Source organism: Mycobacterium europaeum (assembly GCF_002102155.1).
Taxonomy (GTDB): Bacteria; Actinomycetota; Actinomycetes; order Mycobacteriales; family Mycobacteriaceae; genus Mycobacterium; species Mycobacterium europaeum.
Map to the genome: position 1 here is coordinate 1 of NZ_LQOU01000047.1, position 15,340 is coordinate 15,340.

Consider the following 15,340-nt stretch of genomic DNA (forward strand, 5'->3'; position numbering starts at 1 on the left):
GGCGCCGGGGGCGGGGGCCCCTGGCACAGCCGGCCCGTCGGGGGCGGGCGGTGCTACCGGAGTCGGCTGAGGACCGCCGCCGATGCCACCGCCCGGCGTCGGCATCCCGGGCAGGGACGGCGCGGGCGTCATCGGCGGCGCCGGCGCGGGCGGTATCGTGCTCGGTTGTTCGGGGCCTGGCCGCGGGCGGTCTTCCTCGACCGGCGGGGTCTGTGGCGTCGCGTCGGGGAGCGTGAGCGGGGGCGGCGTCTTCTGGTCGAGCAGGTCGTCCAGGGCGTTGGGCGGTGGCTTCCACGCCTTGCTCGCCAGGATTCGCTCCGCCGTGCCTTCCATCGTGCTGACGTTGGCCCCGAGCGTCGTCATGACCACGTTGTTGATCGCGGTGGCGCGTTCGGCGGCGTCCAGGGCGGAATCGTTTTCCAGAATGCTGATCTGCTGCTGTGCGGTTTCGACGTTGTCGGTGATGTCCGACTTGGCCTGCTCGATCGACTGGGCGGTATACCGATCCCAGGTGATGACGGTGGCCAGCCCGTTTTGCAGCGTCATCAACTCATTGATGTTCGTCCCCAGCTCGCCGTCCGCGGCGCTCGCCGCGCCGCCCGACCAGACACCGCCACCGAAGATCTCGTTCCGTTGATGCCGGCAGGTGTCCAAGACGTCTGTGACTTCCCGCAACACCTGGGTGTACTCCACTGCCCGGTCATAGAGGGCATCCTCATCGACTTCCGGCCACCCGCCCGGCTCGAGCATCTGCTCGGCGTATGCACCGCTCGGCTTCGCAATACCCATCGGCTACTCCTCTCCCCTCTCCGAACATGCCGCCGGCACGGGCGGACTGGGGAGTTGGCGGGTGCCGAAGCTCATGGGTAATAAGCGTAATCGACGTGGGGACAGGCTAACTGCGGCAAAATGACCGACCGGCCGGGCATTGACTACTTGTCAGGGCCGGCCTTGCGCGGTCGATTGCCGATGACGCCCTCCGTCCATTGCCGCTCTTCGGTGTACATCGACTCGTCCTCGGACTGCACGCGTTTGCCCTTGCCGGCATTTTGTTGTCCTTGACCGCCCATGGGCGCCATGCCGCCGCCCATGCCGCCGCCCATCGCGCCGCCCACGCCCGGCAGCCCGCGGCCCGCAGCCGCCGCGGCCCCCGGGGCCGCCGACGCGGGACCGGCAGCCGCGCCGGTTTCCATCGCGGGCTGTAACGGCACCGAGGGCATGCCGGCTCCACCGCCCCCGAGCGACGCCGGTTTGACCCCTCCTTTCATGCCGGCGGCCCCCTTCTTCAAGTCCTTCACGGCCTGGTCCAGCTTCGCGGTGTCCGCCCCCGGCGGCGCTGTGGGCATGCCGGGAACCGACGGGACGGTGGGCGTGGCGGCCGACGGAGAGCCCCCCTCGTTGAGGGGGATGTTCGGGTCGAATGGGTTGTTGGGGTCGGACGGGTTGTTGGGATCGAATGGGTTGTCGGGCTTGCTGGGGTCCTTGGTGCCGTCGTCGGTCTTGGGGGCGTCAATGCGCGTGGCCGGGACCGGGTTGTCGGGAACGATCTGCGCCAGCGGTATCTGTCCGTTCGAAACGTATTGGGCCAGCACCGATTCGGACTGTGCCTGCAGCTTCTCGTACCATTCGATGGCGAGCGAAATGTACCACTGGCTATATTGCGTATAACGCTGGTACCAATAATCGCATTGCGAGACCTCGTATGTGGTGGGATGCGCGCCTTCCTGCGCGTGCTGGTTTTCGTAGCCGGTCGTGAGGGTGGCCCTTTTGTGGGCGTCCACGACGATGTTGGCCTGTTTGGCAAGCTGGCGGCACTTCGCGACCATCGAAGATATCCATTGCCGCTGTTGGGCGAAGTTCGTCTCAACGGTGGTCCTGGCGTCGCCCTCCCAGGACACAAAGGGGCGGAACCGGTCGCTGGTCTCCCGCTGGAAATTCAGCTGGAAGGTATCCCATTCGGTCGCGAATGCCCGGAACGCTCTGCCCTGGTCGCCGGCTTCGATATCCTTCGCGGCCTGCCGGACCTCGTAATAGGGATATTGGAAGGCCGGTGGCGGTGGGGGCGGCGGCGGCAGATATCCGCTGAAGTCCTCGTCCGGATCGCACAGGGCCGAGACTTGTTCGCTTGCGCCCGCGGAAGCCGACGTCCCTCCCGAGCCGTCGTTCATGGTCTTGTCGATGGCCGCCGCGGATCCCTCGTCGGCCTCTTCGTAGGCCTTGGCCGCATTCCGCAGCGATTTCGCCAGGGTCTGCCATTCCCGTTGGCAAGCCTTGAGATACGTCCGCATCTGGTCCGCGTTTTGCGCAAGCTGTACGGCGGCATCCTTGACGAAAGAGATGTCGCACGGTCCCGGTGGGTTGGTGGAAGGGATTGCGGGGAGGGGTCGCTCGATTTCGTCCGCGCGCGCCATCAGCTCTTGGTATTCCACGTTCAGCGTCTGCGTCATGTCGGCTCATTCTCCTTGTGCTGAAGCCAGCATCCTCGGTTGATCACGTCCTGGGTACGCCATCGGGGGAACGGTCGCGCGTGAGCCCGGAAACCGGGCGATCCCGCAATCGGCGGTGCGACACAACGTGGGTGCCGCCGAGGAGCACGCCCGCTCCGACGACACCGGCAGGCAGAAATCGCGCAACCACCGACCACCACCCCTCTCGTCTTGCCGGCCATGCGGGCGGTGCAGTGACGCCGCAGCCACTACCGTGTGCCATCCTATTCCACCGAACAGGGCCCACGCGCGGCGATTTTTTGCCTAATGACGCCGGTTGGTGCGGCTTTGCGGTGCATCGATCCGGGTGCCGGAGCGCACCGGAAATTCGGATCGTGGCAAGCGCGGACCGAGGCGGAACGCCGTGTGGCGGGGCGGTTCTCGCCATTGCGGCCTGCGCCGGGGCCGCGCTCGACCGGCCGCCGCAGGTCAGTGGGGTCGCGAACCGGTTCTCCGAGCATTTCGGATCATTCGTCGCCGCGGAGAAAGACGCCGTCGGCCTGCAATACTCGGCCATCACGGACGTCGATGAAAAAGGGCGAATACCCTCTGAGGGTAAGGCCCAGAGATTGCACCAGGTCAAGGGCCTCTTGGACGAGCATGCCGCCCTCGTACAAAGGCACGAAGGTCAATTCGAGTTGTACCCCGGTGCAGTGGCGATTGACCGTTGACTCGCCCCCGGCGATCACGTGTTTCTCATACCCCTGCACGTCGGCCTTGAGAAAGGCCACATCGCCCGGCCGCAGCAGAGCCGGCGCGATCGAATCAAGTCGGCATATCGCCACATCTTCGGTCCCGACATAGTTCGCCTCGGGATAGACATCCCGATGGCTTTTCAGCATGGGTAGCACGGAACTACTGGCACCCGCGTTGCCGGCGACGTTCATCTCGATCGTCCCGTCATGATCGCCGAGCGCACACTGCCGGCAATCCCAAAGCGGATCGCCCGAAGCCGCGCGTTCCAAAACGGCGAACGGCCCGGACAGCGGTTCGAAAGAGATTATGCGGCCCTCGAAGCCGGCCGCACGGAGACCGGCCGCGTATTGTCCTGAATTGGCGCCGACATCAAACACGACGTTCACCCGGCGGCATTGGAGTTCACTCACCAGAGTGCGGTTCCAGTCGGATTCGGTAAAATGGCGTCTCACCGCGATATCGGGACCATTCGCGATCCAATACACCGGGCAACGCTAACACGCCATCAGTGCCGGCCCGGCGCATCGGCCACAACACGGGCTCAGCCCGAAACCGGCTAGGCTAGCCGGCAGTGAAACTCGACATACACCTTCAGACCCATTCCGACATAAGCGTGCACGGGCCGCATCGATACGTCGGCGCCCCGAAAAGCGAAATTATGCTGCGGTGCGCGCGATCGCTCGTGACATCGATCAATCAAGCCGACGGGGACATCGTTTTGCGTGTCTTCGATGACCACTCCTCGGCCGAGACCGTCTCGGTTCTGCGCCGGATACTTTCGACATGCACCTACCCGGTTGAATTCGTCGCGCTCGAGGACCGGGGCTACAACGCATCCTGTCTGGCATCGTTTTCCCGGGCGCGCGAGGATGCTCGCGAGGTGGTCTATTTCGTCGAGGACGATTACCTGCATACGCCTTCGGCCATCGAGGAGATGCTGGCAGCGCACGCGTTGTTCAAGGACAAGCTCGGCGGGCGGGAAGTGGCTCTGCATCCGTACGACGATCCCAAGAATTATTGGAGCATGATATTCAGTCACGAGGATTGTCGCGTGGTGTACGGCACGAAAAGGCATTGGCGTACCAATACGCACACCACGAATACCTGCTGGGTTGAAGCCGCGACGTTGCGGAGGAATTGGGAGCTTTTCGACCGGCTCGGGCGATACTCGAGCACGCCCTACGGCGTGGCGAATCACATCTTCGAAGCTTCGACGATCAACGAGATCTGGCGGGAGCAGGTGACACTTTTCACCCCGATACCTTCGCTGGCGCTGCACCTTCAATACGAAGAGCACAAGGACCCGTACCTGGACTGGGAAGAATGGTGGAACTCGGCGGCCTATTGATCCTTTGGCCGTCACGCGTCGCGGGACTCGAACAGCGCACAGTAACCTCGCTGATCTGCCGACTTGAATTGCCTGTACAGCTTGAATCTGAGGTCGCCGTCTCGCATCCGGGTGAGGAACCGTTCGAGCCCGCGCAGGAGGTCGTCGTACTGCTCTCCGAGCACCCCGAGGTGCGAGGCGCCGCGTTCCGATCGGTTTGTGTGCAAGATCCGCAGCGTCAGGACGGAAAGTCGGTCGACGATTGTGCCGGGGGTTTCCGTGTGCAGCGCGGCGCTGCGGTTGGGATTGAGACGAGCGAGCAGGGCGGCGTCGATGTCTTCGATGGCCGCGTTGCGCCGGGCGTTGAGGTCGTCGATGCAACGTTTCCGGCGAGCCACCTCGTCGTCGCCGGCACCGGGCCGGCGAACGGCGTCTTCGTGATGCCACAAGCCGAAGTTCATCGCGTGCAGGTGCAGGGCTTTGGCGGCGATGCTGCCGTCATCGGCGGCGGTGGCGGGGTCGGCGCCATGCCAGGACAGCGCGGTGTCGTGGAACTGCCGCACCGCGGACAATAGCTCCGCGTCGGGCGAATCGTCTTGTACGCCAGCGGGTGCGCCGTCGCGAAGTCGCGCCGCGGTATAGACGTGCTCTTCGGCGAGCTCCTCCATCGCGCTGAGCACCCGTTCCACGGTGATGTCCAGCATGCTGTCCGCATCGATGTGCCGGTGCGGCGCGAACCGGAAACCCCACGTCGCCGACTGCGTCGCGCCGAAGAGCCCGACCCCCGGCACGCGGGCCAAATCGGCCGCATGCAGCATCGAGGAGTCGATCCCCACGAAAAGATCGGCCTCGGCGACCAGGCCCATGGTGAGGTCGAGCGGCGCCCCGAGATGGGGAAAGACACGGTCGCGCTCACGCCCGACGTTGAGCTCCTCATGCCCCATCCCCACGACCCAGGCCACGAAATCGCGATGGCGTGACAAGAACCGGTCCAGCAGTTCGACAAACCGGACAACCGGCCACCGCTTCTTCACCCAGCCGGTATCTGCATGCACCGCAAGGACTTTCGTCCCGCGGGGCAAGGCGGCACGGATCGATCGAACGTCGTGCTGGACCGGCGTTGGGATGGGCACCGGCTGCGCGTAGGTCTCGATCCGCGCCGAAGGATCGAACAGCAGCGCCAACTTGAACGTCAGGTCGGCCGAGTGCGGCACATCGCGCGGCACCACGACGTCGTACGCAACGCCGGTCGGGAAGCCGATGCTCGTCGCGGGTGCGAGACGTTCCAGCAGAGGCCGCAGGAACGCGTTCGAAGGCACCTCCCACGGCACGGCATCGATGAACAGATCGACAGGACCGATCTCGGACACCACGGCGTCATAGTCGAGGGTTCGGTTTGAGGGGGGCCCCAACGAGGGCCCGACCGGCGGCGAGCCCGTGATGTCGACAAGGCGGGAATCCACTTCGCGGAAGCACAGGTCGTGGGCGACCTTCGGGCAGACCAGCGTAAGCGGGGCGGTGAACAGCTCGCCCAACGCGCGCAGGGTCGGCAGCGTGAGCACCGAGTCGCCGATAAGGGTGGAGAAATAAATCGTGGGCGTACGCGCGTGCAGCAACTGGCTCAGCATGCCACGCTCAACCGTGACCGCATGACCGCCCTGCAGCACCGTCATTTCGCGCAATCCGACCATCCTTCGCCAGAGCTTAGAACCATAAGCCGACCGTGTCGCGTCGCGTTAGCCGGCGGCTTCGGCCCTCACCACGGGTGTACCGGCGAAACCGGTTCGGGCCATCGCTTACCGGCGCTCTCCGGCCAGATCCTCCATCGCACCGAGCGCCGCCTCGACGGTGATATCCGCCATCACCGGCATGTCGAGGTGCCGGTGCGGCCCAAACCGGAAGCCCCAGGTCTCGGCCCGCGTCACACCGAACAACCCAACGCCCGGGACCCGAGCCAGGTCGGCGGCATGCAACATGCACGAATCGATCCCCACGAAAAGGTCCGCGCTGGCCACCATGCTCATGGTCAGGTCGAGCGGGAGCCCAAGCCGGGGAATCACCCGGTCGCGCTCACGCCCGACGTTGAGCTCCTCATGCCCCATCCCCACGACCCAGGCCACGAAATCGGGACGGCGCGACAAGAACCGGTCCAGCAGATCGATGAACCTGGTCGCCGGCCAACGTTTTTCCTCCCAATCGGTGTCGGCGTGCACGACGAGCACCTTGACCCCCGCCGGCACGGCCGCGCGGATCGCCCGTGCCTGTTCCTGCACCGATGGTGGGATGGGTACCGGCTGGGCGTAGCTCTCGATTCGCAGCGAAGGGTCGAACAGGCGCGGCAACTTGAACATCAAGTCGGCGTAGTGGACCTGTTCCCTGGGGACCACGAAGTCGTAACCATAGTCGGTCGAGAAGCCGATGGTCGTCGTCGGCGCCAGGCGTTCAACCAGGGGCCGAATGACGGTGCTGGACAACGCGCTCCACGTCAGGGTGTCGATGAAGACATCGACGGCGCCGATCTCCGCCGCCAGGGTTTCGTAATCGCGGGCTCGGGGCAGTGATCCCGGTAAGGGGTGCGGTCCCGCCAGGGGCAATCCTGTGGTGTCCACATGCCGGTCGCTGATCTCGCGGAAGCACAGGTCGAACACCACCTTGGGGCAGATCAGCGTGAGTGGCGAGGTGAACATTTCGGCCAACGCTCTCAGCGCCGGCAACGTCAACAGGGAGTCCCCGATATTGGACACGAAACATGCTGCGGGCGTGCCCGCCCGCAGCAGATCGCTTGGCAGGCCACGCCCGGCGGCTACCGAGTCCGGCCCGGGGATCCTGGGGTTTCGCTCAGAACCGACCATCCTCCGGCAGAGCTTAGACTCTGCCAGCATCCGCGGGACCCGTTCAGTCGTAACCGAACCGCCGCGCAAGGGTTTCAACCTGGCCCCAGACCCGATCGCCGGCGTCGACCCGGTCCCGGATGGTTGGTGCTTGGCGCAAGGGCGAAAGGTTGCCGACCTTCCACGGCAGCGCAACACCGTCTCGCGAGAACTGGTGGTCGCCGACGGTTTCGGGCGCTGAATGGGCGAGCGAAACGGCGCTGTCGGAGAAGGTGAGGCTCCACCGGTGCAGGGCCGCGTCGAGCGTCGCCGTCGGCCGCCCCGCGAAGTCCTCGTAACGCAGGACGACCAAATCGGCGTCGTCGGCCTCGAGCGGCTCCAAGCTGCTTTGCACCAGCGCCAGCGCTTCGGCGACCGAATCCTTGATCCAGAAGTCCATCGGTGTCCGGTATGGCGATTCCCGATGCACCAGACAGGAATTCACGACCTCTCGGGGATCGCGCAGGACGAAGAGCACCGCGGCCTCCGGAAAGCTGCGCTGGAGGGCCGCCAGCTGGGTCGCGTACCTGGGGTTCTTTTCGCCCCAGATGACGCCCGGGCCGGCGATCTCGCCCATCAACGTACGCAGGACCAGTGCCGGGTCGGCCGTTTCCCCTGCGCGACGCCGGTAGTCCTGGTAGACGCCTCGTTCCAACAAAAACGCTTGCAGCGTGCCGATCACCGACTCGCCGTACCTGCCGACCTGGAGCAGATCGATCTCGTCGAAAATCTTGATGTTGCCGTGGTGGTTGAGGAACTGGGTCACCATGGTCATCCCGGATCGTGGTGGCCCCGTGACGAACAGTTGCACGGCCGTCTCCCGCGTGGGTGTCAGGCGCGCATCAAACAGCGTCGCCGGTCGTGGAGCTACTCAGCTCATGCCCACGGTGTTTTGCAGCGAGCCGAGAATGTCGGTGAGGTTGGCGACCAGTTGCGCTTGCTGAGCTTGGATGGCTTCGGTCGCGCCGGCTTGCGCGTTGGCCAGCGCCTCGTTGATGCGCCGCTGCACCGTTTCGGCGCCCAGCCGCAGCAGCCCGTCTTCGATATGCACGTCGACGAGGCACCGATGCCCGTTGATGGTCACTTCCACGGTTTCCGTCTCGTCCGATGCCGTGAATGATTCGGTGTTCGTAAGGTGCATCTGGTCCTCGAGGGCCTTGTTGAACCGCTCGAACTGCGCCAACGTCTCAGTAACCTGCGGGTGTGGTTCCCTGCTAGTCATGTGCGAGGTTCCTTCAATCTCGGGGACGCCTGGCTGCGTGGCCGATTACCAATATGGCCTCGCTCCACCACAGGCCCTCAGTCTAGGGTGACCCGGCGCCGGTCAGTGACGGCTTTTTGGCTTGTTGCCCGCCCCACACCCTGGCCGTTTGTCCGATGACACCCGGAGTTTGCCGGCCGTTTCCCTAGCGGGGCAGCGCGCTCTGGTAGCGACTCTCCTCGGGCGGCGATACCGGTCGGATGGGGAGCTGGCGATGCCTCGGAGTGCTGATCACGTTGTGGCGCAGGCTCACCCGCGCCACCCCCGGGTGACGCCCGAGATAGGTTGTCGCGTGGGGCCACGCCACCTTCGATTCCGACCCCACGTGGGCACCGATCAACCCGGCGAACTCGGCGAAACGCGGCCCGAGGGTGACGCTGCCGCCCGCGGCGGTGGCCCGCACCGCGAATTGCATGAATGCGCGTGCATCACCGAAATTGATGCTCGTGTCGACATCGTCGAACGGCATGTACACCGGATACTGGTTCGCCGTCTCGCCCACCAGGACGCCCGCCGACCCGATCGGGAGCTGATAGTGCCGGTCGGGGACCAGGGACTGGCCGTGCAGCGCGGCCCGCTGGTTCCCGGACAGGCGGGTGAATCCCCGCGGCTTCTTCGGCGACTCCGAGGTGGTCAGCAGCACCGTCGACTGCGGTGTGCTGCCGGGCACCACCCGGACCCGGGTGATGGTGTGGTCGGCGTGCACCGACCACCACACGTCCGGGCCTCCGATCGCGGTGTAGGCCGCGGTGAAGTTGTTGCTCCCCTTGATCTTTGACCAGCGCTCGCGCTCGAAGCTGATCTCGGTGGCGTGGTCGTAATCATCGAAGCTGCGTCCACAGACGGCGTCGACGCCGTGCCCGGCGAGCTGGTCGGCGATACGCGTCGCCGACGACACCAGGTAGCGGATCAGCCCAGCGACTCCATGGTCGCGCCGCTGCGCCGAGCGGCGGGTGCGCTGCGGCTCGGCGCGCAGCATGATCCAGGTCCGCCGGTGTGCTGGAGCCGGGTCGGTGCCGGTCACCTGCTGGTAGAGGCTGAGCAGTTCGGCCGACGCCGGCTTACCGGTCCGGTAGCCGGCCGAGACGATGTCGGCCTCCAGGTCGGGGCAGTTGATCTCCAACAGTTGCTCGAGCAGCCGGGTGTCCACCACGTCGTCGGTGTGCGCATGCCCGTCGACGATGACCGTCGGCGTGAACGGTCGGGGGATGAGTTCGATGACGGCGACCAGGACTTCGCCCTCCCAGCGCACGGCCACATGTTCTCCCGGCTGCACGGTGGCGCCGACGGCCGGCTCGGAGGGAACGTCGGGCTGCCTGCGGCGCCGCACCAGCCAGGAGCATGCAGTACCGATCCAACCGGTCAGCCGGTGACCGCGGAACGTCACCAAGGCGACCACCGCGGCCACCGCCACCAGAGTGGGTCCCGCCCATTCGTAGCGGGTTCCCATGAACAAGAGGATGCACAGCGGCGCGATCGCCGCGAACCACAATGCGTGGCCGCTGGAGAACCGTAACCGGAACGCCCTCATGGGATTCAGCGCCTTCGCAGGGCTTGTCTGGTCAGGGTAGCCAGCCCCAACGCGACCAGCAGGCTGAAGATGCCCGCGACGACGGCGGTGATGGGCCCGTGATCAGGCGGCGGCACAGGGGCCGGGGGCTGAATCCGGTTGACAATCAACGGGCTAGCCGCCGGGGCGCCGGCCGGGATAGCCCACGTGAGTGCCGCGAATGCATCGACGGTGCCCGCCCCGACAGCGTCGTCGACGCCGCCGCCGGGGTGGCGCGCGGTGGCCGTGATCCGGTTGATGACCTGCGCCGGCGCCAACTCGGGGAACCTCTGCCGAAGCAGCGCCGCGAGCCCGGAGACATACGCGGCGGCAAACGAAGTCCCGGCGATCGGCACCGGACCGTCCTTGCCGGGCAGGGCGTCGACCGGCTCGCCGTCAGGACCGAGCGCGACGATGTTCTCCGCCGGCGCCGCCGCACCCACCCACGGGCCGTGCATCGAGAAGGGGCTCGGCGCGCCGTTCTGGCCGACACCGCCCACGGTCAGCACCAACGGCGCGTACCACGCCGGTGTGACGATGGTTTGCACCTGCTGCCAGCCGCGGGGGTCGTTCGGCATGGCCGGGTCGGGCGGTGGGTTCTGCGCGCAGTCGCCACCGGTGTTGCCTGCCGCGACGACCACCACGATGTTCTTGACGTTGACCGCGTAATTGAGGGCCGCACCCAAAGTGGATTCGTCGACCGGCTTTCTCACCTTGAAACAAGCCGCTTCGCTGATGTTGATCACGTTGGCGCCCAAGTTGGCGGCATGCACCACCGCGCGGGCCAGGCTGCGGACGGATCCGGCCGCCGGCGAGGCGTTGGGGTCGTTCTGGTTGGCCTGGTTGTCCTTCGGCTCGTAGGCCTCCGACGTCTGGCGCAGCGAGATCAGCCGGGCATCCGGTGCGACGCCGACGAATCCGTCGGTCAGCGCGGGCCGGCCGGCGATGATCGACGCGATCAGCGTCCCGTGCGCATCGCAATCGGTGAGCCCGTCGCCGTCGGCAACGACGAAGTCGCCACCCGGCTCGGCGGGGACCCGAGGCGAGGGATCCACCCCGGTGTCGATGACCGCCACCGTGACGCCGGCGCCGGTCGCGAACCGGTGTGCCGCACCGACGCCCAGGTAGGCGTCGGACCACGTCGCGTCGTGAAAGTTGGTTCCCGGCAAGGTCAATGGTGCCTTGCAGACGCGGCGCTGTTCGAGTGGTTGGTCAGGTCCCGTCGTGTCCGGCGGCATCGCGGCCGGGTCGATCGAGGGCGGGGCGACCGCCGACGCGGGGGGCGCGGTGAACAGCACGATCGTCAGCGTCACCGTGATCAGCCAGATACGGTGCACCGCCGGACACTCCATTTCGATCAGCCGCGGCGCCGGTCCTGCCCGCCGACTATTCGGGAGCAGTATTCGCGGACGTGGCGCCGCCTGCATCTTAAGCATGCCCGGCCGCGTCGATGACGCGTTTCCTCCAGAGTGCGCCAGGTTACGTCCGGCGGCGCCGGGAACCCCCCAAAGAGCCGCCGCGGCACGCTTTTCCCGCGTGGGCGCAATGTGAACGGCACCGGAACGGCGGATGTCCACCGGTCGTCGAATGGGTGGTGATTACCAGACGATGGCCGCCATGTCACGGTTGTCCGAACACACGCTGCGCACCGCGGCCTCGATGTCGGGGGCGGTGATGATCTGCAGATCCTCGACCGTCACCTCCTGGCCGGCGCGCTTTTGCGCGACCACGCGGGTGTCCCGGAAGCCCTCCGCGCGTTCGATGACGTTGCGGGCGAACCGGCCGTTCTGCATGGCGTCGATGCCGTGCCGCCCGCCGGGCGTCGTGTAATTACGGATGGTGGTGGCCGCGTCCAGGAACGCCTCCCGCGCGGCGTCGTCGAGCTTGCTGGCACGCGGCGCCGCGTAGCGCTGCCCGATCTCGACGATCTCGGCCGGCGAATACGACTCGAACCGCAGCTTGCGGTTGAACCGGCCCGCCAAACCCGGGTTCACGGTGAGGAATTCGTCCACCTGGTCCTCGTAGCCCGCACCGATGAAGCAGAAGTCGAAACGGTGCGTTTCCAGCGCGACGAGGAGCTGGTTGACGGCCTCCATGCCGATCATGTCGGGCGTGCCGTCCTGGTGCCGCTCGACCAGGGTATAGAACTCGTCCATGAAAATGATTCGCCCGAGCGACTTTTCGATCAGCTCGTTGGTCTTGGGTCCCGACTCCCCGATGTAGTGGCCGCAGAAGTCCGACCGGCGGACCTCGCGGATTTCGGGGTGACGCACGATCCCCATGCCGGCGTAGATCTTGCCCAGCGCCTCGGCGGTGGTGGTCTTACCGGTGCCTGGCGGACCCACCAGCAGCATGTGGTTGGTCTGTCCCTCCACCGGTAGGCCGTGCTCGAGGCGCATCATCCGCACTTCGAGCTGGTCTTCGAGCGCCGACACGGCCTGCTTCACCGCCGCCAGCCCGACCTGCTTGGCGAGCAGGGCGCGGCCCTCGGCGAGCAGCTCGGCGCGCCGCCCGGCGGTGGCGTCGTCGTCGAGCTGGTCGCGGCTCTTGGCCGTCGACGCGTCCCAACGATCGGTGCGGCTGGCGATGGTTTCCTCGTCGGTGACGACCAGGTGCAGGTTGGGGTCGGCCAACGCCGCCTTCGCGGCCTCGGTCAGGACGCCGTTGATGGTCGCCTTGGACAGCCAGACCTGAGCCTTGTCCTCCTCGCGCAGCTGGCGGTGCACCATCCCGCGGACGTAGGCCAGGTCAGCGACCAGTAGCGGGATGTCGGCCGGCCCGATCGAGGCGGTCAGCACGTCGGCGTCGAAGCGGCCGGAGGCGTTGGTTTGCCCGATCACGTCGACGCGGTCGAGCCAGTCCAGCGCGACCCTGCCCTGCCCGAGGTGCGCGGCGGCGTGGGCCGCCAGCGCGCAGATCGACGCCGTCACGGCCGACATGATGATGGCCTGCGGGGGCAGCTCTTCTGCGGCCGCCAGCAACACGTCCGACCAGCGCTGCGTGGTGTACATCAGGAACGCCCGGGCCAGCTGGTGCCATTGGTAGTTGGCCCACGAATCCAGCAGGTCGCGATTGGCGAGCAGCCGGTCGGCCTCGGCGTATTCGCCGGCGATGGTCAGCGCCGACGACAACGCCAGCCCCACCTGGGATGCGTCGGTCACCGTGATCCCGATGTACGGGCCCAACTGGATCTCCGCGGCCAGCGTCTGCCCGATGCGCGTCGTCTCGCGGTGCAGCCATTCGCTGGTGGCGTAGAGCTTCTTCAGCGACGCCAGGTCGTTGTCGCCGCACGCGATGCGGCCCAGCCACGCGTCGGCCATCGACGGGTCGGCGTCGGTGGCGGCGACGAATTCGGGTAGCGCCGCCGCCCGGCCCTGCCTGCTCTTGACGGCCATGGCCCGGTCGAAATGCCTACGGGCAGTTTGTAGATCACCCATCGTGTGCGCTCATGGAACTATGCCTCAAACTCGTTGACGTCTTAGGTAATCGACATGGTGACCGGCTCGAGACTCACGTAGCGGTTCTCGGCGCGGAACATGTCCATCTCGACGAGCCAGTCCTTGCCCGCCGCGCTGACCCGCACCATTGCGGGGCCGACCTGTTCGACGATCACCTCGAAGTTGTGCCGGTGCCCTTCGGGCAGCCTGGTGCCCGAGGGCGCGATGGTGATCACGGTCGCGGGTCGGGGGGTGGGCGAGATCGGAGCGACGTGCTCCACGACGCTGACGGTGGTGCGCGGCGCGGGCCGTACGGTGCTGACGACGCTGATCTCGGGCATCCGCACGGTGGCCCAACGCGTCGTGTCGCGGGTGTGCACGCAGACCCGCTCGCCGGCGCCGGCGGTGCGGATCACGATGCGCTTGGCGACCGGGTCGTCGGCGGCCACGAAAACCCTTGACAGCTCGCCGGCATCGGTGACGGGGATCATGAGCCGGTCGCCGTTGCTCAGCTTGCCGATCAGCACGCCCGACGGGCCGATCTCGGTGAGCAGGTGCTCGGGCAGCGGGCTCGGGTGCAGCGCCCGCAGGTGGGGCCGCGGTCCGCACATGTTGGCCGCGGCGGCAGCGGCCTGTTCCCCGTTGAGCCGTCGCAGGATCACGCTGGGCGGGGTGGGAGCCGGTGTGGGTGTGCGCACGGTGATGGTCGCGGTGCAGGTCGCGTCCGGGTACACGGTCACGTTCTGGATGACCTCGTCGACGCGCAGCGTCCACGCCTGCGACAGGACGCGCGAGTTGATCGCCTTGGCCGGGTACGCGTAGGTGGTCATCCAGCCGCCCTCGCCGCGGATGGCCTTCCATCTCTGCGTGTCCCCCTCGATCGCGTCACATCCCAGCCTGCGGTCGAGCTCCGAGAGGTCGGTGGCGTTGGCCACCCTGGCCCGCAGCCCCTGGCAGCGCAGCAGCCCCGCGATGCGCTGTGCCGCCGAAATAGCCGCGGCGCCAACGGTCGTGCGCCAGCGGAGCGCTTGCGTGTTGTCGATGATCGACACCCGCATGATCAACCAGGTTTCGCGCCGGCCCGCGTACGGCGGGGTGCCGATCTCCGAGTCATACACCCGCGGATAGTCGCCGATGGTGCCGTGCCGGGAGCCGAGTGAGACGACGCTGATCGAGTCGAGCGTCAAACCCAGCGCCTGGTGCATCATCGGCACCAATTCGACGACGTCGATGACGTTGTCGGTCTCCACGGTCACCGAACCGGTCACCGTGGTGGCCTGGTGCGCCCTGCCCAGCAACTGCACGGCCACCACCGCGACACCGTCCTGCACCCGGACGCCACCGCCGGATCGATTGTTGGCCACGGTCAGTGGAGCGTCCCACGTGATCGGGCGGCGGCCGCGGCGCCACAACACCAGCCATGACCACGCGGGCTGGCCCCACCACCGGACGAACACCACGGCGATGCCGATCACCACGGCGATCGCGGCGGCGATGTAGCCGCCCGCGGCCCAACTCGCCACCGCGAGCAGGAACACCACCCACACCCCGACGACCCGCCGGTTGCTGCCGCGGCTGAACCCGGTCAGCGTGGGCCTCACCGCGTCCTCCTGAGCCGCGCCGCGATGGCGGCCACGAGCACGCCGGCGGCCACCGCCCCGACGAACCCGATCGCGATGTTGCGGGCCCGGTGGTCCGGCGGCGTGCTCGTGGC

Annotated in this window: 12 protein-coding genes and 1 pseudogene; 1 reads left to right on the plus strand and 12 read right to left on the minus strand. The window is 66.9% G+C overall.

From position 1 onward, the window contains the following. The 3 genes and pseudogenes from AWC03_RS21435 to AWC03_RS21445 all read right to left on the minus strand — a co-directional run. Positions 1-789, minus strand: a pseudogene (locus AWC03_RS21435) (secretion protein EspK); the annotation flags it as partial. Between the two features lie 143 nt (positions 790-932). After that, a complete protein-coding gene (gene espB / locus AWC03_RS21440; protein ID WP_085242727.1) occupies positions 933-2,447 on the minus strand; it encodes an EspB family ESX-1 secretion system-associated protein in 1,515 nt (504 codons plus the stop codon). Between the two features lie 506 nt (positions 2,448-2,953). Continuing rightward, positions 2,954-3,640 carry an FkbM family methyltransferase gene (locus AWC03_RS21445; RefSeq protein WP_249025931.1) on the minus strand — a complete coding sequence of 229 codons (687 nt, stop codon included), beginning with the start codon at positions 3,638-3,640 and terminating at the stop codon, positions 2,954-2,956. A 113-nt stretch (positions 3,641-3,753) separates the two neighbouring features. On the opposite strand from AWC03_RS21445, the gene AWC03_RS21450 reads away from it, so the two are divergent. Further along, positions 3,754-4,530, plus strand: coding sequence for a glycosyltransferase family A protein (locus tag AWC03_RS21450; RefSeq protein WP_142278465.1), 777 nt, complete (start codon positions 3,754-3,756; stop codon positions 4,528-4,530). An 11-nt stretch (positions 4,531-4,541) separates the two neighbouring features. Here AWC03_RS21450 and AWC03_RS21455 read toward each other — a convergent pair whose 3' ends face one another. From AWC03_RS21455 to AWC03_RS27970, 9 genes are all read right to left on the minus strand, one after another. After that, on the minus strand, positions 4,542-6,182 hold the full coding sequence (locus AWC03_RS21455; protein ID WP_249025932.1) for a DUF4254 domain-containing protein: 1,641 nt from the start codon (positions 6,180-6,182) through the stop codon (positions 4,542-4,544). Positions 6,183-6,305: 123 nt separating this feature from the next. Then, complete coding sequence (locus AWC03_RS21460) at positions 6,306-7,253, minus strand: glycosyltransferase family 9 protein (RefSeq protein WP_158089992.1); 948 nt, start codon at positions 7,251-7,253, stop codon at positions 6,306-6,308. Between the two features lie 151 nt (positions 7,254-7,404). Beyond that, positions 7,405-8,190, minus strand: coding sequence for a sulfotransferase family protein (locus AWC03_RS21465; protein WP_142278466.1), 786 nt, complete (start codon positions 8,188-8,190; stop codon positions 7,405-7,407). A 60-nt stretch (positions 8,191-8,250) separates the two neighbouring features. After that, positions 8,251-8,562 (minus strand): YbaB/EbfC family nucleoid-associated protein, encoded by a 312-nt coding sequence (locus AWC03_RS21470; RefSeq protein ID WP_322858123.1) that lies wholly within the window; start codon positions 8,560-8,562, stop codon positions 8,251-8,253. Between the two features lie 223 nt (positions 8,563-8,785). Beyond that, positions 8,786-10,171 carry a type VII secretion protein EccE gene (gene eccE / locus AWC03_RS21475; RefSeq protein WP_085242733.1) on the minus strand — a complete coding sequence of 462 codons (1,386 nt, stop codon included), beginning with the start codon at positions 10,169-10,171 and terminating at the stop codon, positions 8,786-8,788. Between the two features lie 5 nt (positions 10,172-10,176). Continuing rightward, a complete protein-coding gene (gene mycP / locus AWC03_RS21480) occupies positions 10,177-11,526 on the minus strand; it encodes a type VII secretion-associated serine protease mycosin (RefSeq protein WP_085242737.1) in 1,350 nt (449 codons plus the stop codon). A gap of 261 nt (positions 11,527-11,787) precedes the next feature. Beyond that, positions 11,788-13,626, minus strand: coding sequence for a type VII secretion AAA-ATPase EccA (gene eccA, locus AWC03_RS21485; protein WP_085242734.1), 1,839 nt, complete (start codon positions 13,624-13,626; stop codon positions 11,788-11,790). 41 nt (positions 13,627-13,667) lie between these two features. Next, positions 13,668-15,227: a type VII secretion protein EccE gene (eccE, locus tag AWC03_RS21490; RefSeq protein WP_085242735.1), complete on the minus strand. Its 1,560-nt coding sequence runs from the start codon at positions 15,225-15,227 to the stop codon at positions 13,668-13,670. Beyond that, positions 15,224-15,340: hypothetical protein (locus tag AWC03_RS27970; RefSeq protein ID WP_249025933.1), on the minus strand; the 117-nt coding region annotated here is incomplete at its 5' end. The genes eccE (AWC03_RS21490) and AWC03_RS27970, both read right to left, overlap by 4 nt.

Excerpts from the sequence above, each read along its gene's own strand:
- espB (WP_085242727.1), bottom strand. The coding sequence starts at position 2,447 with ATGACGCAGACGCTGAACGTGGAATACCAAGAGCTGATGGCGCGCGCG.
- eccA (WP_085242734.1), bottom strand. The coding sequence starts at position 13,626 with ATGGGTGATCTACAAACTGCCCGTAGGCATTTCGACCGGGCCATGGCC.
- AWC03_RS21455 (WP_249025932.1), bottom strand. The coding sequence starts at position 6,182 with ATGACGGTGCTGCAGGGCGGTCATGCGGTCACGGTTGAGCGTGGCATG.
- eccE (WP_085242733.1), bottom strand. The coding sequence starts at position 10,171 with ATGAGGGCGTTCCGGTTACGGTTCTCCAGCGGCCACGCATTGTGGTTC.